The sequence below is a fragment of the Nocardia brasiliensis IFM 10847 genome (assembly GCF_000710915.1).
Taxonomy (GTDB): Bacteria; Actinomycetota; Actinomycetes; order Mycobacteriales; family Mycobacteriaceae; genus Nocardia; species Nocardia brasiliensis_A.
The window spans coordinates 58,612-78,982 of record NZ_BAUA01000090.1; the positions used below are offsets into that span (position 1 = coordinate 58,612).

The 20,371-nt window shown below is 70.2% G+C and carries 19 protein-coding genes and 1 pseudogene; 13 read left to right on the top strand and 7 right to left on the bottom strand.

Annotated features, from left to right (window positions below):
* Window positions 1-14: 14 nt before the first annotated feature.
* The 6 genes from NBRGI_RS19650 to NBRGI_RS19675 all read left to right on the top strand — a co-directional run bounded on the left by NBRGI_RS19650 (window position 15) and on the right by NBRGI_RS19675 (window position 7,625).
* A complete protein-coding gene (locus NBRGI_RS19650; RefSeq protein WP_029898387.1) occupies window positions 15-1,244 on the top strand; it encodes a cysteine desulfurase family protein in 1,230 nt (409 codons plus the stop codon).
* The gene (gene mnmA / locus NBRGI_RS19655; protein ID WP_036559897.1) at window positions 1,244-2,365 is read left to right on the top strand and encodes a tRNA 2-thiouridine(34) synthase MnmA; all 1,122 of its coding nucleotides are present in this window, start codon (window positions 1,244-1,246) and stop codon (window positions 2,363-2,365) included. The genes NBRGI_RS19650 and mnmA overlap by 1 nt, the downstream gene beginning before the upstream one ends.
* Before the next feature lie 115 nt (window positions 2,366-2,480).
* A complete protein-coding gene (locus tag NBRGI_RS19660; RefSeq protein ID WP_235211018.1) occupies window positions 2,481-3,584 on the top strand; it encodes a methionine synthase in 1,104 nt (367 codons plus the stop codon).
* A gap of 98 nt (window positions 3,585-3,682) precedes the next feature.
* Window positions 3,683-5,794 carry an NAD-dependent DNA ligase LigA gene (gene ligA, locus NBRGI_RS19665; protein ID WP_029898393.1) on the top strand — a complete coding sequence of 704 codons (2,112 nt, stop codon included), beginning with the start codon at window positions 3,683-3,685 and terminating at the stop codon, window positions 5,792-5,794.
* Between the two features lie 98 nt (window positions 5,795-5,892).
* A complete protein-coding gene (locus NBRGI_RS19670; RefSeq protein ID WP_029898395.1) occupies window positions 5,893-6,588 on the top strand; it encodes an SDR family NAD(P)-dependent oxidoreductase in 696 nt (231 codons plus the stop codon).
* Window positions 6,585-7,625 (top strand): S-adenosylmethionine:tRNA ribosyltransferase-isomerase, encoded by a 1,041-nt coding sequence (locus NBRGI_RS19675; RefSeq protein ID WP_029898397.1) that lies wholly within the window; start codon window positions 6,585-6,587, stop codon window positions 7,623-7,625. Before NBRGI_RS19670 ends, NBRGI_RS19675 begins: the two co-directional genes overlap by 4 nt.
* A gap of 96 nt (window positions 7,626-7,721) precedes the next feature.
* On the opposite strand, the gene NBRGI_RS19680 is transcribed toward NBRGI_RS19675, so the two are convergent.
* The gene (locus tag NBRGI_RS19680) at window positions 7,722-8,069 is read right to left on the bottom strand and encodes a hypothetical protein (protein WP_029898398.1); all 348 of its coding nucleotides are present in this window, start codon (window positions 8,067-8,069) and stop codon (window positions 7,722-7,724) included.
* 246 nt (window positions 8,070-8,315) lie between these two features.
* Here NBRGI_RS19680 and NBRGI_RS19685 point away from each other — a divergent pair, with 246 nt between their 5' ends.
* Genes NBRGI_RS19685 through NBRGI_RS19695 form a run of 3 tightly spaced genes read left to right on the top strand, consistent with a single transcriptional unit; the run spans window position 8,316 to window position 10,523 of the window.
* Entirely contained in the window at window positions 8,316-9,560 is a 1,245-nt protein-coding gene (locus tag NBRGI_RS19685; RefSeq protein ID WP_029898400.1) for an AAA family ATPase, read from the top strand.
* Window positions 9,561-9,597: 37 nt separating this feature from the next.
* Window positions 9,598-9,942 (top strand): hypothetical protein, encoded by a 345-nt coding sequence (locus NBRGI_RS19690; RefSeq protein WP_029898403.1) that lies wholly within the window; start codon window positions 9,598-9,600, stop codon window positions 9,940-9,942.
* Window positions 9,943-9,995: 53 nt separating this feature from the next.
* Entirely contained in the window at window positions 9,996-10,523 is a 528-nt protein-coding gene (locus NBRGI_RS19695) for a GNAT family N-acetyltransferase (RefSeq protein ID WP_051727891.1), read from the top strand.
* Here the strand turns inward: NBRGI_RS19695 and NBRGI_RS19700 are convergent.
* Window positions 10,520-11,170, bottom strand: coding sequence for an amino acid-binding protein (locus NBRGI_RS19700; RefSeq protein WP_014987212.1), 651 nt, complete (start codon window positions 11,168-11,170; stop codon window positions 10,520-10,522). The genes NBRGI_RS19695 and NBRGI_RS19700 overlap by 4 nt on opposite strands.
* A 396-nt stretch (window positions 11,171-11,566) precedes the next feature.
* Between NBRGI_RS19700 and gatC the strand changes: the two genes are divergently transcribed.
* Together gatC and gatA are read left to right on the top strand one after the other, a co-directional pair.
* Entirely contained in the window at window positions 11,567-11,866 is a 300-nt protein-coding gene (gene gatC / locus NBRGI_RS19705; RefSeq protein WP_014987211.1) for an Asp-tRNA(Asn)/Glu-tRNA(Gln) amidotransferase subunit GatC, read from the top strand.
* Window positions 11,863-13,334 (top strand): annotated as a pseudogene (gene gatA / locus NBRGI_RS44000) (Asp-tRNA(Asn)/Glu-tRNA(Gln) amidotransferase subunit GatA). The gene gatC and the pseudogene gatA overlap by 4 nt, the downstream one beginning before the upstream one ends.
* Before the next feature lie 168 nt (window positions 13,335-13,502).
* Here gatA and NBRGI_RS19715 read toward each other — a convergent pair.
* The 4 genes from NBRGI_RS19715 to NBRGI_RS19730 form a co-directional block, all read right to left on the bottom strand.
* Window positions 13,503-14,345 carry an SDR family NAD(P)-dependent oxidoreductase gene (locus NBRGI_RS19715; protein WP_029898407.1) on the bottom strand — a complete coding sequence of 281 codons (843 nt, stop codon included), beginning with the start codon at window positions 14,343-14,345 and terminating at the stop codon, window positions 13,503-13,505.
* A gap of 206 nt (window positions 14,346-14,551) precedes the next feature.
* Window positions 14,552-14,995, bottom strand: coding sequence for an SRPBCC domain-containing protein (locus NBRGI_RS19720; RefSeq protein ID WP_029898409.1), 444 nt, complete (start codon window positions 14,993-14,995; stop codon window positions 14,552-14,554).
* A 42-nt stretch (window positions 14,996-15,037) separates the two neighbouring features.
* A complete protein-coding gene (locus NBRGI_RS19725) occupies window positions 15,038-16,597 on the bottom strand; it encodes an alpha/beta-hydrolase family protein (RefSeq protein ID WP_235211020.1) in 1,560 nt (519 codons plus the stop codon).
* Complete coding sequence (locus tag NBRGI_RS19730) at window positions 16,594-17,328, bottom strand: hypothetical protein (protein WP_029898413.1); 735 nt, start codon at window positions 17,326-17,328, stop codon at window positions 16,594-16,596. The genes NBRGI_RS19725 and NBRGI_RS19730 overlap by 4 nt, the downstream gene beginning before the upstream one ends.
* A 167-nt stretch (window positions 17,329-17,495) precedes the next feature.
* On the opposite strand from NBRGI_RS19730, the gene NBRGI_RS19735 reads away from it, so the two are divergent.
* Together NBRGI_RS19735 and NBRGI_RS19740 are read left to right on the top strand one after the other, a co-directional pair.
* Window positions 17,496-18,713 (top strand): sensor histidine kinase, encoded by a 1,218-nt coding sequence (locus tag NBRGI_RS19735; protein WP_370627797.1) that lies wholly within the window; start codon window positions 17,496-17,498, stop codon window positions 18,711-18,713.
* Window positions 18,714-18,755: 42 nt separating this feature from the next.
* The gene (locus tag NBRGI_RS19740) at window positions 18,756-19,421 is read left to right on the top strand and encodes a response regulator (protein WP_014987204.1); all 666 of its coding nucleotides are present in this window, start codon (window positions 18,756-18,758) and stop codon (window positions 19,419-19,421) included.
* Between the two features lie 10 nt (window positions 19,422-19,431).
* Here the strand turns inward: NBRGI_RS19740 and NBRGI_RS19745 are convergent, their stop codons facing one another.
* Window positions 19,432-20,334, bottom strand: coding sequence for a hypothetical protein (locus NBRGI_RS19745; protein ID WP_029898417.1), 903 nt, complete (start codon window positions 20,332-20,334; stop codon window positions 19,432-19,434).
* Window positions 20,335-20,371: the final 37 nt, after the last annotated feature.

Here is a 20,371-nt window from a genome sequence, read left to right on the forward strand (position 1 = left end):
AGGCTTTCTAGGTCATGATGGCGGGTTTTTCGGGTCCGGAGCACAGTGCGGCGCCCCAGACGGTCTACCTCGATCATGCGGCCACCACGCCGATGGTGCCTGCCGCCATCGAGGCGATGACGGCTGCGCTCGGGCTGGTGGGGAACGCGTCGTCGCTGCACGGCTCGGGCCGTGCCGCCCGCCGCACGCTGGAGGAGGCGCGCGAATCGATCGCCGCCGATCTGGGCGCCCGGCCCTCGGAGGTCATCTTCACCTCCGGCGGTACCGAGAGCGACAACCTGGCGGTCAAGGGCATCTACTGGGCGCGCCGCGATGCCGAGCCGCGCCGGACCCGGATCATCGCGAGCTCGATCGAGCATCACGCGGTGATCGACGCGGTCGAGTGGCTGGAACAGCATGAGGGCGCGCGGGTGACCTGGCTGCCGGTGGACGCCGAGGGCGTGGTCTCGCCGCGCACGCTGCGCGCCGCGCTCGCCGCCGACCCCGGCGACGTCGCGCTCGTCACCGTGATGTGGGCGAACAACGAGGTCGGCACCATTCAGCCGATCGGCGAATTGGCCTCCGTGGCACAGGAATTCGGCGTGCCCATGCACAGCGACGCGGTGCAGGCCGCGGCGCAGCTGCCGATCGATTTCGCCGCGAGCAACCTCTCGGCGGCGAGCTTCGCCGGGCACAAGGTCGGCGGTCCGCACGGCATCGGCGTGCTGCTGCTCGGCCGGGAGGTGCCCTGCGTGCCGCTGCTGCACGGCGGCGGGCACGAGCGCGACCTGCGCTCCGGGACCTCCGATATCGCCGCCGCGGTCGGACTGGCCACCGCGCTGCGCCATACGGTGCGCGAATTGCCCACGCGCACCGCGGAACTCACCGCCCTGCGGGACGGCCTGATCGACGGCGTCCAGGACATCGAGCCGGACGCGGTGCTCAACGGCGCCCCCGGCGAGCGGCGGCTGCCCGGCAACGCGCACTTCACTTTCCCCGGCTGCGAAGGTGATTCGCTGCTGATGCTGCTCGACGCGGCCGGGGTGGAATGCTCGACCGGCTCGGCGTGCACCGCCGGTGTCGCGTCGCCGAGTCACGTGCTGATCGCCATGGGCGTCGAGCCGTGGCAGGCCCGCGGCTCGTTGCGATTCTCGTTGGGGCACACCTCGACCCGCGCCGAGGTGGACCGATTGTTGGAGGTGCTGCCCCAGGTGGTGCAGCGGGCCAGGGCCGCGGGTCTGGCCGGTGCGAAGGGAGGTGTTTGATGCGGGTACTCGCTGCGATGAGTGGTGGTGTCGATTCGGCGGTGGCGGCGGCGCGTGCGGTCGACGCGGGTCACGAGGTGGTCGGCGTGCATCTGGCACTGTCCGCGACGCCCGGCACGCTGCGGACCGGATCGCGGGGTTGCTGTTCGAAGGAGGACGCGGGCGATGCCCGGCGTGCCGCCGACGTGCTCGGCATCCCGTTCTACGTCTGGGATTTCGCGGACCGCTTCAAGGAAGACGTGATCGACGATTTCGTCGCCGCCTACGCGGCGGGGGAGACGCCGAACCCGTGCCTGCGCTGCAACGAGAAGATCAAGTTCTCGGCGCTGGCCGACCGCGCGGTGGCGCTCGGCTTCGACGCCGTGGTGACCGGGCACTACGCGCGCCTCGACGACGGCGTGCTGCGCCGGGCCGTGGACGCCGACAAGGACCAGTCCTACGTGCTCGCCGTGCTGAGCGCCGAGCAGCTCTCGCGCGCCATGTTCCCGGTGGGCGACACCCCGAAGCCGCGGATCCGCGAGGAAGCCGCCGAGCGCGGGCTGGCCGTCGCGAACAAGCCGGACTCCCATGACATCTGCTTCATCCCCTCCGGCGACACCCGCGCCTTCCTCGGCGCGAAGATCGGCATCCGGCCCGGCGCGGTGGTCGACGCCGACGGACAGGTGCTCGGCGAACACGAAGGCGTGCACGGGTTCACGATCGGCCAGCGCAAGGGGCTCGGCCTGCCGGGTCCGGCGGCCGACGGCAAGCCGCGCTACGTGACGGGCATCGATCCCGATTCCGGCACCGTCCGGGTCGGCTCGGCCGAGGACCTCCAGGTGTGGACCGTCGAGGCCGAGCGGGCCATCTGGACCTCGGGCGCCGCGCCCGAGGGGCCGATCGAGTGCGTCGCGCAGGTGCGCGCGCACGGCGGCACCGCACCCGCGATCGCCGAGGCCGTCGGCACCGGGCTCGCGGTGCGTTTGCGCGCGCCGCTGACCGGTGTCGCCCGCGGTCAGGCAGTGGTGCTTTATCGCCCGGATGAGCTGGGTGACGAGGTGATCGGCAGCGGCACCATTTCCGGTACCGGTGGGGCGGACAGCGCCGTCGCGAACAGCGAAGCCGCCTCCGCGACACGATGATTCGAGCCGCCGCGGCGGTATCGTGCCGCGGCGGTATCGATGTTCGCGCCGTTTCATGGACTTCGCTGGGCGCGCACAATGATCGAAGCGCATCGGGTACCGGTGTGCGCAGACGATGATCGACCGACGGAAACGGGCAACGGTGTATCAGGACGGCATGGGCGAGGGACGCGACAGCGAAGCCGACGGCGAGGCCGCGGCGCGCCCCCTCCTGCGCGGCGGCACCGCGACGGGTGTCGGTTCGTGGCCGGGCACCGACCCGAGGGAAGCCGCCGCGACCATCCTCGGCGAGCTGCCGGAGCTGCCGCACCTGGCGGAGCTGCCGGGGCGGGGCGCGGGCGCGGACCTGATCGGGCGCATGTCGGCCCTGCTGGTGGACATGCGCTTCGACACCACGACCCGCGGTTACCGGCTCGCGCCGCGACCGGGTGCGCTGTCCAGGCGGGCCCGCGACCTGCTGCGCGCCGACCTCGACGCGCTCGAAGAGGTCTGGGAGACAACGGGTTCGAGTGGTCCGATCAAATTACAGGTCGCGGGTCCGTTGACCTTGGCGGCGCAGGTGGAACTGCCGCACGGGCACCTGGTGCTCACCGATTCCGGTGCGCTGCGCGATCTTTCGGAGTCACTCGCCGAAGGGCTGCGCGAACACGTCGCCGAGGTGCGTAAACGGCTCGGCGCGCAAGTGCTGCTGCAGCTGGACGAACCGTCGCTGACCGCGGTGCTCGACGGATCGCTGCGCGGTGTCAGCGTGCTGGACACGGTGCGCGCCCTGCCGGAACCGGAAGCGCTCGCCACCCTCGACACCGTGCTCGCGGCGCAGTCCGCGCCGGTGCTGCTGCACAGCTGTGCCGCCCCGCCCGCGCTCGGCTTCCTGCGCCGAACCAGCGCGGCCGCAATCGGATTCGATCTGGCCACGATCGGCACGAAGGAACTCGACCCGGTGGGCGAGTTGCTCGATGCCGGCAAACATCTGGTACTCGGGGCGGTGCCCACCACGCCCGCCGCCGTCATGCCGGACTGGCGTGCGCTCGCCGAACCCGGTGTCCGCCTGGTCGACCGGCTCGGCTTCCCCCGCTCGACCCTGGCGACCCAGATCCTGGTCAGCCCGGCGTGCGGCCTCGGCAACGCGCCGCTGAGCTGGGCCCGCCAGGCCCTGAGCCGCGCCGCCGAGGTCGCGCGCGCCTACGCGCAGGACCCGGAGTCCCTCACCTTCGAGTGAGGTGTGGTGGGCCGACGCGGGGCCGCGACGTGCGCGAACACTGCCGTGTGATGTCGGTGGCCTCGGCTAATGTGCGTTGGGTGAGTGACAGCAGTGCGGTGGACAACGACGCGAACGCGCCCGCCCCGGCGACGGCCGAGCAACGCGTGCAGTGGCAGCAGTTGGCGGACGAGGTGCGCGAGCATCAGTTCCGCTACTACGTGCGCGACTCGCCGATCATCACCGACGGCGAGTTCGACACGCTGCTGCGCCGCCTGCAGGCCATGGAGGAGCAGCACCCCGATCTGCTCACCCCGGATTCGCCGACCCAGCTGGTCGGCGGTGGGTTCGCGACCGATTTCACCGCGGTCGACCACCTGGAGCGGATGCTGTCGCTGGACAACGTGTTCGACTTCGACGAGCTGCGTACCTGGGCGAGCCGCGTCGAGGCCGAGACCGGGCCCGATCTGCACTATCTGTGCGAGGTGAAGATCGACGGCGTCGCGCTGAACCTGGTGTACGAGAACGGGCGGCTGGTGCGCGGAGCGACCCGTGGTGACGGGCGCACGGGCGAGGACGTCACGCTCAACGCGCGCACCATCGAGGACATCCCGGGCGAGCTGACGCCCAGCGCCGAGTTCCCGATCCCGGCGCTGCTCGAGGTGCGCGGCGAGGCGTACATGCGGCTCGAGGACTTCGAGACGCTCAACGCGGCCATCGTGGCCGAGGGCAAACCGCCGTACGCGAATCCGCGCAACACCGCGGCCGGCTCGCTGCGGCAGAAGGACCCGGCGGTCACTGCCCGCCGCCGGCTGCGGATGATCTGCCACGGCTTCGGCCGCATCGAGGGCTACGCCCCGGCCTCGCAGCACGAGGCCTATCGGGCGCTGGCGGCCTGGGGCCTGCCGGTGTCCGAACACACCAAGCTGGTGCAGGGCATCGACGCCGTCATCGAACGCGTCGAGTACTGGGGCGAGCATCGCCACGATATCGAGCACGAGATCGACGGCCAGGTCATCAAGATCGACGAGATGGCCCTGCAGCGCAGGCTCGGGTCCACCTCCCGCGCGCCACGCTGGGCGATCGCCTACAAGTACCCGCCGGAGGAGGCGACGACCAAGCTGCTGAACATCGAGGTGAACGTCGGCCGCACCGGCCGGGTCACCCCGTTCGCGGTGATGGAGCCGGTGTCCATCGCGGGGTCGACGGTCTCGATGGCCACGCTGCACAACGCGTCGGAGGTCGAACGCAAGGGCGTGTTGATCGGCGACACGGTCACCATCCGCAAGGCGGGCGACGTGATTCCCGAGGTGCTGGGTCCGGTGGTGGACGCGCGCACCGGCACCGAGCGCGCGTTCGTGATGCCGACGCACTGCCCGGCCTGCGGCACCGAATTGGCGCCGCAGAAGGAGGGCGACGCCGATATCCGCTGCCCGAACCAGCAGTTCTGTCCCGCCCAGTTGCGCGAGCGGGTGTTCCACGTGGCGGGTCGCGGCGCGTTCGATATCGAGTCGCTCGGCTACGAGGCGGCGAACGACCTGTTGAAGTCGGGCGTGATCACCGATGAGGGTGATCTGTTCGACCTCGATGAATCCCGCCTGCTGGCGACCACCCTGTTCGTCAACAAGGACGGCGGGTTGTCCGCGAACGGCCGCCGCCTCCTGGACAACCTGGACGCGGCCAAGAGCCGGCCGCTGTGGCGGGTGCTGGTGGCGTTGTCGATCCGGCACGTCGGGCCCACTGCCGCACGGGTATTGGCGCGAGAGTTCGGCAGTCTCGACCGGATCCAGGACGCCTCGGCCGAGGAGCTGGCCGCCGCGGACGGGGTCGGGCCCACCATCGCGGCGGCGGTCGCGGAATGGTTCACCGTCGAGTGGCATCGCGCGATCGTCGGCAAGTGGCGCGCCGCGGGCGTGCGGATGGCCGACGAGCGCGACGAGTCCATCGAGCGCACGCTCGAAGGGCTCTCCATCGTTGTCACCGGCTCGCTGGACGGGTTTTCGCGCGACGGCGCGAAGGAGGCCATTCTGGTGCGCGGCGGCAAGGCGGCCGGTTCGGTGTCGAAGAAGACCGCTTTCGTGGTGATCGGTGATTCGCCGGGCTCGAAGGCGGCCAAGGCGGAGGAACTCGGAGTGCCGATCCTCGACGAGGACGGGTTCCGGTTGCTGCTGGCGGCGGGGCCGGACGCGGTGACGCCGCGGTCCGACACCGAGTCCGGCACGCAAGAGTAAGCAGCACAGGCGGATTCGGCCGCGTGCGAAGTGCCCCTTGACCTGAACCTATCTCAAGGTATGAGGATCGACCGGTAGGCCACTACCAGGAGGTCATCATGGCTTGTCGCACCGCACTGATCACCGGCGCCTCCGCCGGATTCGGCCGGGCGCTCGCCCACGCGCTCGTGCATCGGGGCTGGCGGGTGATCGGCACGGCCCGGGACGCCGAACGGCTGGCCCGGGTGGCCGCGGAGCTCGGGGCCGCCTTCGTCGCGGTCCCCGGCGATGTGACCGATCCGGCGCACCGTACGGAATTGGCCGAAGTAGCCAGTGGTGCAGGAGAACTCGCGCTGGTGGTGAACAACGCGAGTGCGCTCGGACCGAGTCCGCTGGTCCGCCTCGCCGACTATCCGCTCGACGAACTCGAGCTGGTGTACCGGACCAATGTGGTCGCGCCGCTCGCCGTGGTGCAGTTCGCACTGCCGCTGCTGGCGGCGGACGGCAGCGTGGTGAACCTCAGTTCGGACGCCGCGGTCGAGCCGTATCCGGAATGGGGCGGCTACGGTTCGTCGAAGGCGGCGCTCGACCAGCTCACCGCGATCCTGGGCGCCGAGCATCCGCAATTGTCGATCTACGCGTTCGATCCAGGCGATATGCGGACCGCGATGCACCAGGCGGCCTTCCCCGGTGACGACATCTCCGATCGTCCCGAGCCCGAGACCGTGGTCCCCGCGCTGCTGCGGCTGCTCGACGAGAAACCGAAGAACGGGCGCTACGCCGCCGCCGATTTCGCGGTGGGGCACCGGTCATGACCGTGCTCGTCGACCGCCCGCGGTTCGTTCTCCCGCCCGAACGCAATGCGGTCGCCCCGCCGGAGGCGCGCGGGCTGGCCCGGGACGAGGTCAGGCTGCTGGTCGCCGGGGCGGGACTCACGCACGCCCGGTTCCGCGAACTGCCACGGCAGCTGCGTCCCGGTGACCTTGTGGTGGTGAACAATTCGGCGACATCGGCCGCCGCGGTGGACGGCAGACTCGACGATCGGCCGATGGTGCTGCACTTCGCGACCTGGCTGGACGACGGCGGCTGGGTGGTCGAGGTGCGCACCACCGCGCGTACACCCTTTCCGGCGGAAGAGCTTGCGGCGGGCGCGGTCATCAGGCTGCCGGACGGCGTGCGCGCCACGCTGCGGTCGCCGTGGCTGGCGGGCGGTCGCCGGCTCTGGGTGGCCGACCTCACCGCGGATCCGCGACAGCTGTTCGCGGTCTACGGCTATCCGATCACCTATTCGTATGTGCCGCAACGATGGTCGCCGTCCTACTACGAAACGGTGTTCGGCCGCGTGCCGGGTAGCGCGGAGATGCCCAGTGCGGCAAGGCCGTTCACCGAGCGACTGGTGCTCGACCTGGTCGCGGCCGGTGTCGGTCTCGCACCGATCACCCTGCACACCGGCGTCTCGTCACCGGAGGCGGGGGAGCCGCCGAGCCCGGAGCGACTCACCGTGTCGGCGTCGACCGCGCGTCGGGTGAACGACACGAAGGCGGCGGGCGGGCGCGTCATCGCGGTCGGCACCACGGTGACCCGGGCGCTCGAAACCGCCGGTGACGCCGCGGGCATCGTGCATCCGGTACACGGCTGGACCGAGCTGGTCCTGGGGGCGGGACGACCCGCCCGCGTCGTGGACGGTCTGATCACCGGCTGGCACGCGCCGGGCACTTCCCACCTGGACCTGCTGGTCGCGGTGGCGGGGGAAGCCACGGTCCACGCGGCCTACACGGCGGCGCTGGACACGGGATACCTCTGGCACGAGTTCGGCGACAGCGCCCTGCTGCTCAACGGTGCGCGCGGCTAGGCGCAATGCTCGCCGCGCACATCGCATCGTCCCGCGCGCGTGTCAGCCGAGCGACACGCGCGCGAGGTGCGAAACATCGCGCAGCAACGCCGGCGGCTAGTTCTGGGTGACGGAGACGGTGGCGCTTTCCTGGGCCGCGATCTCGAAACGTCCACACGTGCCGTTGGTCAGCTCGAGTCGCTGGGTGACCGCTTTGCCCCGCAGCTTCGGGAAGGTGGCCTCGGCGACCACGTCGGACCCCGGCATCGAGCACACCTTCGCGATCGTCTGGGTGCGGTAGCTGGTCGTGCCGGTCACGCACGCGGGCTCGGCATTGGCGAAGAAGATGCGCGCGGTGCCGTCGCTACACGTGTCGGCGGCCGCGTGCGGCGCGACGACCGCGACCGACCCGAGGGCGAGCGCGGCGGCGACGGAGCTTCGGACAACAAGGCGACGAACCGTCATACCTGATCACTACCCATCGGTTTCGAGCGTTCTGCGTATCGGCCGCGGGGTGCCGCGGCGTCCAGCATGCTAACCCGGCACCAGGTGGTTTGTCGGGTGATCAGGGTAGGTCGCGTGGTCGACCAGGGGGCGCACAGCCCGTCAAGCTTTATGTATGCGCAATCGCTATGACTTTGTGGACTTCGCGTCCGCGGCTGCCGCGCCCCTGCTGTCGCGGCGTCGGCCCCCGGACGACAGGATGGCGGGATGCTGCGCAGTTTTCGGGTGACCAATCACAGATCGCTGGCCGAGGAGCAGGAGTTGCGGCTCACCAAGGGGAGTGGGCCGGTGGCGGTACCGGTCACCGCGATCCACGGCACCGCGGCGGCGGGCAAGACCAACCTGATCGACGCGCTCGCGCAGATGCGCGACGCAGTGCTGCATTCGGTCACCGGGTGGGATCCCTACGCCGGTCCGGTGCGCACGCCGCATCTCGGATTCGCGGACCGCCCTTCGGAATTCGTGGCGGGCTTCGTCGCCGAGGGCGTGCCCTACACCTACGGCTTCCGCTTGGACAACGCCGACGTGACAGCCGAGTGGCTCTACACCCAGCCGCGTTCGCGCAAGCGAATCGTGTTCGAGCGCAACGGGGAACAGATCAAGATCGGGCCGATGTTCGAGGCGGCGCGCTACGGCATCGCGGCGCTGGTGCCGCTGGTGCGCCCGAATGCCTTGCTGCTCAGCCTGGCCGGGCAGATGTACGCGGACGCGCTGGTGCCCGCCTATCGCTGGTTCGAGTCCATGCTCGAGGTCCAGCTCGGACCGGCCGATACCGCCGCCGTCGCGCACCGCCTCGGCGGGCACCTGTCCCGCTCGCCGGAGAACGCCGCGCGGCTGCTGATGCTGCTGCGCACCGCCGAACTCGGGATCACCGATCTGCTGATCGCCGAGCACGATCCGATGTACGCCGACTACCTGCGCGACCTGGATGCCGATATCGCGGCGATCGGCAAGCAGATCGAGCTGTGCGCCACCTCCGCGGACTTCGCCGACCGGCTGCTGCGAGAAGGCGGCGTCACGCCGGTGCTGCTCGAACGCGAGCTCACCAACATGAAGTCCGCCAGGGACGCGCTGTACACCCGGATGGTGGCCCGCCGCGGCGTCGGCCTCGGCCTGGTGCACGACGGCATCGACAACCCGTTCGACCTCGCCGACGAATCCACCGCGACCGTCTCGCTGCTGCGCGTCCTGCCGACCATGCTGGACGCCCTCGATTCGGGCCGGGTCCTGGCCGTCGACGATATCGGCGCGCACCTGCCGGCGGAGGAGACCGACCGCCTGATCCAGCTCTTCCAGAACCCCGAAACCAATTCGCGCGGCGCCCAACTGGTCTACACCACCAACAATCGCGCCCTGATCGATCGCGGCAACGGGCGTTCGGCGCGCACGCGCAGCGTGGTGTGGCAGGTCCGGCGCACCGACCACGGCACCAGCGAACTCGCCGCCGTGTAGCGCCGGAGCCGCGCCGGCGAGGCAATAGCATGGGCACATGCTCGAATTCGGAATGCTGCTGATCATGGTCCTCGCGGTGGCGGGGATGGTCGTGCTCTATCTGCGCGGTCGCGGCGGCTTCCGGCCCACGCAGGCGGAAGCGGGCACGCTCTACGTCACCGGCGTGAGCCCGCGCCCGGACGCGCAGGGCGAGCAATACGTGACCATCACCGGCAATCTGACCGGGCCCTCGGTATCGGGCACGGTTGTCTACGGGCGTTTCGCCTGGGACGTCAATGCCTGGCCGTCGATCGGCGACCTCATCGACGTGGTCTATTCGCCGCGCAATCCGCAGAGCTGGTCGATCGCACACCCCGGCGCTCGGCCGAGCCTGGGTTCCTGACTGCGGGCAGGTGTGACGTAGACCGTGTTACGTCGAATGGCACGATGCCGGGTATGGATCCGAACGCTGCCATCGATGCCAAGGACACGCGGTTGGAGATTCGACCCGCGCGACCGGACGAGTACGCGGCGGTCGGCGAACTGACCGTCGAGGTGTACGTCGGCGAGGGATTCGTCCGCGCGGGCACCCCGTACGCGGCCGAGCTGGCCGATACCGCGCATCGCGGCGCGTCCGCGGAACTGCTGGTGGCCGTGCACGCCGGCCGGATCGTCGGCTCGCTCACCGTCGCTCGCCCCGGCACGCCCTACGCCGAGATCGCGCGCCCCGGCGAACTCGAGTTCCGGATGCTGGCCGTGGCCAAGACCGCGCGCGGCCTCGGCGCGGGAACCGCGTTGGTGCGCACCGTGATCGACATCGCGAAGGCGGAAGGCTTTGCGGCAGTGGTGCTCACGACCATGCCCGCGATGGTCGACGCGCGCCGCATCTACGATCGCTACGGCTTCGTCCCTACCCCCGACCGCGACTGGCACACGCCCGCGGGCGAGCTCCTGACGGTGCTGCGGTTGGCTCTCGCGGCCTAGCCGAGCACGGTGGCCACGATGCCCGCGAGATAGCCGAGGCGGGCCACCTCCGAAGGCCGGAAGTCCGGGCCGCCGGGCCGCCCGAGCAGCAGCACCTTGCCGGTGTTGCCGAGCGGCGCGGCGGCGAGCTTGGTATCCATGTCCCGCCAGATCTCGGGCACCCATTCGGATTCCGGATCGAGGATGGCGGGCTTCTCCAGCGGCATCCACGGCGCCGAACCCGCTTGTGTCTCAGGCGCACTCGGGCTGCCGACCACCCGGTAGGCGCCCTGCGGCCCCATGTCGATGATGGTGCTCCAGCCGACCCGCAGCACCCGGGGCACGCCGTCGACGAGCACCTGCAGCCGGTCGTCCTTGGCGCTGGCCACCTGGTCGATCAGTTCGAGTTCGCGGTGGGTGTCCAACACGCCCGAGTACGGGCGGATGGAGTCGACCCGGACGTCGCCGATCGATTCGGCGGCGGTGATCAACGTGTCGGGCAACGCGCCCTGGGGCACCTCGACGACGAGGTCGTCGACGGCGAATCCGGCGCCGCGCTCCACCACGTCCAGCGAGAGGATGTCGGCGCCGACAGAGCCGAGGGCGAGCGCGAGCGCACCGAGGCTTCCCGGTCGATCCGGAAGTTGCACGCGGAGCAGGTACGACACGTGCTTTCCTTTCCTTGGGCGGCCGAGGCTCTGAACGGATACCCGGGTCACGCAATACTTACACCCCTGGGGCCGGGTTATCGACCCGAAGTGCGGCCAGTGATGTACGCCACGCGGCGATTTCGTGACAATACGGCGTGTCGAGCTAGTTCGAGAAACCGTGTCGTCCCGCCGCTTCACCAGTTTCAGTTACCCTCGGCGACCCGATCAGCCTACTGCGCGGCGGTGACACGGACGACCGATCGCCGGGGTGGGGGTGTGGGTGGCGTGTGCGGTGGCTAGGCTCGTAGTCCGTACGCTACCCGTGTACACGATACGAAACGACGCTCGCGCCCGGCCACGAATGCGATACGCGCGAACGAAATTGTTGATACCGAAGCCGAAAGGGGTCCCGCGGTGCCCGCCATCTCCCGTGACGAGGTCGCACACCTCGCCCGGCTGTCCCGGCTCGCGCTGTCCGATGCCGAACTGGATCAGTTCGCCGGGCAGCTGGATTCGATCCTGAGCCACGTGCGGACCATTTCCGAGGTCGCCGCCGCCGACGTCCCGGCCACCGCGTCGCCGAATCCGACGACCAACGTGACCCGTCCCGACGAGGTCGTGCCCTGCCTGACGCCCGAGCAGGCGCTGTCCGGCGCCCCGGCCGCCGAAGAACAGCGGTTCATGGTTCCGCAGATCCTGGGAGAAGCCGAATGAGCGAGCTGACTTCGCTGTCGGCGGCCGAGCTGGCCGACAAGATCCACGGTGGCGAGGTGTCCTCGGTCGCGGTCACCCAGGCGCATCTGGATCGGATCGCCGAGGTCGACGGCGAGTACCACGCGTTCCTGCACGTGGCGGGGGAGCAGGCGCTCGAGTCGGCCGCCGCGGTGGACGCCGCACTCGCCGCGGCACCGCGCCCGCGTCGCCGCTGGCCGGAGTTCCGTTGGCGCTCAAGGACGTTTTCACCACCACCGATATGCCGACCACCTGCGGGTCGAAGATCCTCGAGGGCTGGGTCGCGCCCTACGACGCGACGCTGACCACGCGGTTGCGCGCGGCGGGCATCCCGATTCTCGGCAAGACCAACATGGACGAGTTCGCGATGGGTTCGTCCACCGAGAACTCGGCCTACGGCCCGACCCGTAATCCCTGGGACACCACCAGGATTCCCGGTGGCTCGGGCGGCGGTTCGGCCGCCGCGCTCGCCGCCTACCAGGCGCCGCTGGCCATCGGCACCGACACCGGCGGTTCCATCCGCCAGCCCGCCGCGGTGACGGCGACCGTCGGCACCAAGCCGACCTACGGCACCGTCTCCCGCTACGGCTTGGTCGCCTGTGCGTCCTCGCTGGACCAGGGCGGGCCCTGCGGCCGGACCGTGCTGGACACCGCGCTGCTGCACGAGGTGATCGCCGGACACGACCCGCGCGACTCCACCTCGCGCAACGTGCCGGTGCCCCCGGTGGTCGCCGCGGCGCGCGAAGGCGCCAAGGGCGATCTGGGCGGCGTGAAAGTCGGTGTGGTGAAGGAACTGCACTCCGACAGCTACCAGCCGGGCGTGCTCGAATCCTTCGACGCCGCGGTCGCGGTGCTCAAGGAACTCGGCGCGGAAGTGATCGAGGTGTCCTGCCCGCACTTCGAATACGCCCTGTCCGCTTACTATCTCGTCATGCCCAGCGAGGTGTCCTCGAACCTCGCCCGGTTCGACGCGATGCGCTACGGCCTGCGCGTCGCCGACGACGGGCAGCACAGCGCCGAACAGGTGATGGCCGCGACCCGGGCCGCCGGCTTCGGTCCGGAAGTCAAGCGCCGCATCATGATCGGCACCTACGCGCTGTCGTCCGGGTACTACGACGAGTACTACGGTCAGGCGCTGAAGGTGCGCACGCTGATCGCGCGCGACTTCGACAAGGCCTACGAGCAGGTCGACGTGCTGGTCTCGCCGACCAGCCCGTTCACCCCGTGGAAGCTGGGCGAGAAGGTCGACGACCCGCTGGCCATGTACCTGTCCGACCTGTGCACCCTGCCCACCAACCTGGCCGGGCATCCGGCCATGTCGGTGCCGTCCGGGCTGAGCAAGGACGACGGCATGCCGGTCGGCCTGCAGATCATGGCGCCCGCGCTCGCCGACGACCGGCTCTACCGGGTCGGCGCGGCCTACGAAGGGGCGCGCGGGCCGATCGCCTGAGCGATGTTGCCCGGCGACGATGAGTTCGCCGGCCGGGCAACATCTTCCGGTCGATCACCGGGATCACTGCTGGCGAGCCACGTCAGCAGAGGTCCGCGAATGGGTAAGTCGTCGGGGACCGTTCCGCACCTCGGGCGTGCCCGAGGCGGGTCCAGACCTGCGAAGCGGTCAAGCGGGCCAGGTGAATTCGGGGTCGGTCAGGTAGTCCTGGCGGCGCTGGTCCAGTGCCATGGTGACCATCTGGTGCGCGCCCGGGCCGATGACCTTGCGTACCGGCGGATTCGGCATGTTCACGAGGGCGATCAACGCTGCCGCGCCGACTTCCGGTGCGGGCTCCTGCCATTCGGGGTTGTCGGTGACCGGCGGCGGTGCACTCGGGTCCGGGTAGTCCGGCATGCCGAGGATGCCGGCGCGCAGTCCCTCGTACGCCGGTAGTCCGCTGCCGAACTGCATGCTCGACTTCGCCCAGTCGGTGTCGAAACCGCCCATCTGCGCGAGGGTGACCGAGATGCCGAAGGGGCGCAGTTCGTCGGCCAGTGAAGCGCTGAAACCTTCCAGCGCCCACTTGCTCGCGTTGTACATGCCGAACAGCGGGAGGCTGCCCACCGCGCCCACCGTCGAGATCTGCACGATGTGGCCGGCGCCCTGTGCGCGCAGATGCGGCACCGCGGCCTGCGAAACCCAGAGCGCACCATAGAAGTTGGTGTCCATCTGGTCGCGGATCTGCACTTCGGTGAGTTCCTCGATCGCGCCGACCAGGCCGTAGCCCGCGTTGTTCACGATCACGTCGATCGTGCCCATCAGCGCGAACGCCTTGTCCACCGTGGCGATCACGTTCGCGCGATCGCGAACATCCAACGGCAGCACGGTGAGTCGCTCCTCGGCCAGGTCGGCCATGGTGCGCGGGTCGCGAGCGGTCGCGACGACCCGGTCACCCTCGGCGAGCGCGGCCACCGTGAAGGCCCGGCCGAGTCCGCGGTTGGCGCCGGTGATGAACCAGGTTCTGGTCATGTGTCGATCCTTTCGTCGCGAGACGCCCCGTCTCGTTGAAGACGAGCATGCCAGCCGTGCCGAGCAATGTCAAGACGAACCGTATCGTCTCGTTATGGGGATAGGTGACGACCGGGCACTCGTTGCCGCACCCTTTCTGATCTTCTCACCGGTGTGTCACCCGGCGAGTCGGGGTGCGGGAGGCCGGAGAGGGTGCGGCGGGCGAGTCAGTGGGTGTGCAGCGCTTCGGCTCGCTGCTGGATGCCCGCGGTCATACCGGCGAAGCCGGCCTTCAGGTGCTTGCCGAGTAGGGCGACCACCAGGGGGTGCAGCCAACCGTTCAGTTCGAAATGGGACTCGTAGCGGGTGCGGTGATCGCCGAGCGGCGTCAGGGTGTGCGACCGCAGGCTGTGCAGGGCGCCGAAGGGGGTCGGCTTCATCGAATAGCTCAGCTCATGCCCCGGCGTGTGCGAGCGAATCCATTCGCGCTGGCGGCGCGGGCGTCCGCCCAGACGCACAACCATGTCGATCGGTTCACCCGGCACCAGCGAACTCCGGCATTCGCTGACGAAGGGGTTCCACTCGCCATAGTGTGAAAAGTCGGTGATCACCTGCCAGACCCGCTCGGCGGGCGCGTCGATGTCCACGGAAGCGTCGATGACAAAGGCCATGCCGACGATTAGAACACGTTCTACATCGGTTCGGGTTTCGGATCAGCAGGTGCCCATCGCCGTGCCCTGGTCGGTGCCGTAGCGGTGGCCGTGTCCGGCGGGTGCGTTCAGTGCGGCCAGGAGGTCGGCGGTGGTCTGGATGAAGCTGACCGCCGGCAGCCAGTGCGGCAGGGGTGCGTCCAGGCGGGTGCCGGTGAGGTCGGGTGCGCGCCAGAGCAGGGCGGGGGACCAGTGGACCACCGGGTCGGAGCTGTTCGCCAGCACGGTTGCGCCGGCCCGGTGCACCTGTCCGGCGGGTGGTCCGGCCCAGAGCGCGGCGCAGGTCCGGCGATCCTGGTCGGCGTCGTCGGCGAAAACCGAACTGCCGCCGAACGCGCCGAGGCTCTGACCGTAGAGGTAGAGCCGTGGCTTGTGGTCCAGGGTGCGGATGCGGTCCTCGACGGCGGTGAACAACGCGCGGGCGGCGGTGACCGCCTGATCACGGCCGAATACGAAGGTGACCCAGCTCGGCGCGAACGAGTACTGCAGGCCGACCAATGCGACATCGCTGCCGAAGCGCTCCTCGAAACCGCGCACGGCGTTCTTGTCGATCCAGCCCGAACCCGTCGGCACCATCAGCACGAGATGGGACCGGTCGAACGCCCCCGAGCGCTCCAGTTCGCGAACCGCCAGCGCGACACGCGATGCCAAGCTCGGCGCGGACTCCACCCCGACGTAGACCCGAATTGGTCCGGCGGGCGAGCCACTCACGAACTTGCGCCCCTCGGCCCCGAGCGAGGACCAGCTCACCGCCGACCCGGCGCTGCCCGACCTGGTGCTCGAAACCGGCTGCACCAGCGCCGGATCCACCATCGCGTTGGCGCTCGCATACGCCGACTGCCGCCACCCGACCACCGTCGGCGCCGCCACGAAATACAGCAGCGCCCCGACCACCGCGGCCAGCGCAACACTGCGCGCCCAACCGAGTTTGCCCAGGGCCCAGCTCACCGCCCGCGCCCCGCCGACGACCACGCCGACGATCAGCGCGGCTTCGATCAACCACCGCACCCAATACCAAGCCCCGATCGGCGCAGCGTCCATCGCGCTGCGCAACTGGTTCTGCCAATGCCACGCATGCGCCCCCGTCGCCGCCACGAGCAGAGCCATCCCCGCGAGCAACGGCGCTCGCGCCCCGGCCAGCCGCCGATTGACATCGAACCCCCGGCGCCGCCCCGCGAATCGAACAATCCCCGCGACCCCCAAGCCGATCACCACCAGCAACGCGGTAAGAATCGCCTGTGCCCCGGCGGTGCGCGGCAACAACCCGGGCCCCAGCGACACCAGCATCCCGGCCCCCACCCCGAGAGTGGTCCCGACCCGCGGCCGCACCATCCGCCCGACAACACCCGGTACGGCACGAATCACGTATCGCCACAACCGATTGCGCCCCAGTGCGATCCGCCCACCCCCGGACTCATAACCCGTGGTGGTGACGTCTGCCGTGGTCGTGGTGACGGGTTCGCGTGCCGCGGCGGTCGGCGGGGTGGTGCGCGGCCGGTGTGCGCCTTGTTCTACCGGGCGTGGGGATGCGGCTCCGGTGCGGGGTGGGAGTGTGCTCGTCATCCTTGGACCCCCTGTGCGGCAGTGGGATTGGTGCGGGTGCGGAGCGTGAGGGCGGCGGCGAGCCCGGCGACGCCGGCGCCGAGGATGCCGAGGAGCTGCCAGCTGGTGGTGGAGCCGGGGTCGGCGGCGCCGAGGAGGGATTCGGCGACGGGGGCGCCGTAGTCCTGGCGGCGCGAGTTGAGGTCGACGAAGGTGGCGGCGATCGTCGCCATGGTTTCGCAGCGCGCCCGGGAGAACGTGTCGGCGCGGGCCCCGCACGCCTCGTGCATGTGCCGATCCAGGGTGGCGTCGAGCGCCTGCCTCGCCCAGGGGCCGAGCGGCTCGCCGTGCTCCTCGGCGTAGCGCAGCAGGTCGTAGCCGAGGTCGTGGGCTTTGCAGGCGGTATCGAATTCGGCGGGCAGCGTCACCGGCGACGAGCAGTCGCCCTGCGGGTTCACCACCAGTCCGTCGAGTGTGCTCGGCCGATAGCCGAAGCGGGCGGCGAAGTCGTCCGGAATCGCGGTGAGCGAGCCTGGACCACCGGAGGTCAACTCCGCGACCGCGATTCGTGCCATCGCGCTCTCGGCGGGCCCCGACGAGGCCGCCGCGGCGTGCGGGGCGGGCGCGAGGAACACGGTGGCCGCCATCGTGGTCAGCGCGGCGGCGGTGACGGCGGCGGCCCGCCGGGCGGTGCGGCTTGCGGCCTGCGCGGGCCGCGCCGTTGCGGGCCCTGCGGGGGTCGGTGTGCTCATGGACTAGACGCTAGGAACGCGCGCCCCTCGCCGACCTCACGCCGAGGACCGGTTTCCGGCGTGCGGCCCCTGGGTGAGCAGGGCAGATGTCTCGCACCGTGGTACGGGGTGCGAAATCACCCGACGGTATGACGTGTCAGCACGACCCGGTTTCTACTGTCGTAGACATGATGCAGAAGAGTCGTGCCCGGATGAGGCGGATGTCGGGGCAGATGTGGTTCGACACGCTGACCGTTCTCGTCGCCGTCATCTTCTACGCGGTGGCGTGGCCGACGCTGCATCTCACGCACAGCGTCGCACCCCCGGTGCAGCCGTTCATCGCGGCACTGGCCGCGTTCCCCGTGCTGCTCGTGCGGATCAACCCGCCACTGGGCTGGGCGATCTCGGCGGGCTCGGGGATGATCATCGCGCTGGCGATTCCGCATCAGCCGCACAACGAGCTGCCGATGCAGGTCGTGCACATCCTGAGTTTGTTCATCCTGCTGCTCGCGGTGGCGGTGCGCGCGACGCCGCCGATCATCGGTGTCGCGTGGGTCGCGACCTCGCTGCTGCTCGGCACGACGATGTCGAATCAGAGCGGCGAGCTGGGCAGCTCGGTGTGGGGCTGGCCGATCGCGCTCGGCGCGGTGGTGCTGTTCGGGCTGCTGGTCCGGTGGCTGGTGGCCTCGCGCAAGCAGTTGGTGCGCCAGGAAGAGGAGAACGAGGTCGAGCGTGCGCGCCGCGCCATCCTCGAGGAGAAGGCGCGCATCGCCCGCGATCTGCACGACGTGGTGGCCCACCACATGTCCCTGGTGGTGGTGCAGGCACAGACCGCGCCCTACCGGGTGGAGGGCGTAACCCCTGCCGCCCGAGCCGAATTCGAGTCCATCGGCGCGACCGCGCGCGAGGCGCTCAACGAGATCCGCGGCATGCTCGGCGTGCTGCGCAGCGACGGCCAGGCCCCGGAGCACACGCCGCAGCCCAAGGCGGCGGATGTACCGGGCTTGTTCGAGGGCGCGTTGCGTGCGGGCGTGCGGATCGCGTGGACGATCGACGGAGCGCTCGAGTCCGTCCCCGATGCGCCGGGTCTCGCGCTGTACCGGATCGCGCAGGAGTCGCTGTCGAATGCTTCGCGGCACGCGCCGGAGGCGGCGATCCAGGTGCGGCTACGGGTCGACGGTCCGGTGCTGGAACTCCTCGTGCACAACGGGCCCAGCGCCTCGGCCGGCAAGCCGATCGGCAACGGCGGGCACGGCATCGCGGGCATGCAGGCCCGTGCCCTGGCGGTCGGTGGCGAGGTCACCGCGGAGCCGAGCGCGGACGGCGGGTTCACGGTGCACGCCCGGCTGCCGCTGCATCCGGCCGCCTCGCTGGATTCGACGCTGCTCGGTCAAGCCGGTAACTGAGCCGTCTCGCTGGTCGGGGCCGGGGCCGCATAGGGTGGTGCGGTGGCAATAACCGTGTTGATCGCCGACGACCAGGCGATGGTGCGGCAGGGCTTCGGCGCCCTGCTCGCCGCCCAGACCGACATCAGCGTGGTGGGCGATGCCCCGGACGGCAAGATCGCGGTGGCCGAGGCCAAGCGGCTGCGCCCGGATGTGGTGCTGATGGACGTCCGGATGCCGGAGATGAACGGTCTCGACGCGGCCCGCGCGATCCTCGCCGCCGGGTTCGATCCGCCGGTGCGGGTGCTGATGCTCACCACCTTCGATATCGACGACTACGTGTACGAGGCGCTGAGCATCGGCGCGAGCGGCTTCCTGCTCAAGGACGCGCCCGCGGAGGAACTCGTGCGCGCCGTCCGGGTGGTCGCCGACGGTCAAGCGCTGCTCGCGCCCACGGTCACCCGCAGGCTTATCGCCGATGTCACCAGCCGCCGCTCGGCCGCGCGCGCCAAACCCGCGCCCGCGCTGGCCACTCTGACCCCGCGCGAGCGGGAGGTGCTGGAGCTGATCGCGAAGGGCATGTCCAACACCGAGATCGCGGAAACCTTGTTCGTCGCCGAGCAGACCGTGAAAACCCATGTCTCCAAGGTCTTCTCGAAGCTGAACCTGCGCGATCGGGCGCAGGCCGTCGTGCTCGCCTACGAATCCGGTCTGGTCGTTCCGGGCTGACCGGCGCCGCTCAGTGCGCGCAGGTGCCGCCGCGCAGTTCGGCCAGGTGCCTGCCGAGCAATACCGCCAGCCTGCTCAAGATGGCGGTCGAATCCTCATAGGTCCCCGAATCCGCTTGCGCCGCAAGGGCGACGGCCACCATCCCGTTCTGCGTCGGCACCACGCCGAACTGGCGGACCGTGTAGATGCCGGTCTCGTCGTCGGGCCCCCAGCCGCCCTTGAACGCGGCGCCTTCGAGATTGCCCAGCCCCCAGGACTGGTCGGGCGTGATCTCGGCCATGAGCTCGGGCACCTGGAAGGTCTCGGGCAGGCACGGCAGCCGGGACGCGAAGCGCACCTGGTTGGCCAGCGTCCATTCGGTCTGTCCGAAAGCGGTGTAGTCCAACCTGGTTCGCGGTCCGGCGAGGCCGGTGGTGGAGTCGCCCGCCTCGTCGATCACGTCCTGTACCGCCTGCGCCGCCTCCAGTCCGTCGCCCAGCGATTCCCACAGTGCTTCGGCGGCGCCGTTGTCGGAGACGGTGATCGCGGCTTCGGCGTTCTCGAAAACGCTCTCGTCCGGGTCGTGCCGCAGCGCCGCGATGGCCAGCGGCACCTTGATGGTCGACCAGGCGATACCGCTGACCCAGTCGCCGAAGATGGTCATCCGGCCGCCGCCGACCGGCATGATCGCCAAGCCGACCTGGCCGCCCAGGTTCGGTTGCAGCTGGGTGAAATCGGCCGCCAGCGAATCGGGGATGGACACCGAGAGGCCGGGCCGGAACGATCCGGCGGTGTCGACGACGACGGCGGGGGGCTCGTCGCGGTCCCGCTCACCGGGCAGCAGTGCGCACGAGGTCACCACGAGCAGCGTGAGCAAAGCGGTCGCGCGCAAGGCGACGCGATACCCGCGACCTGTTCCCGTCGACTTCACCACGCGTCCTCCCCACCACCCTTGCGTGATCGCTGTTCGT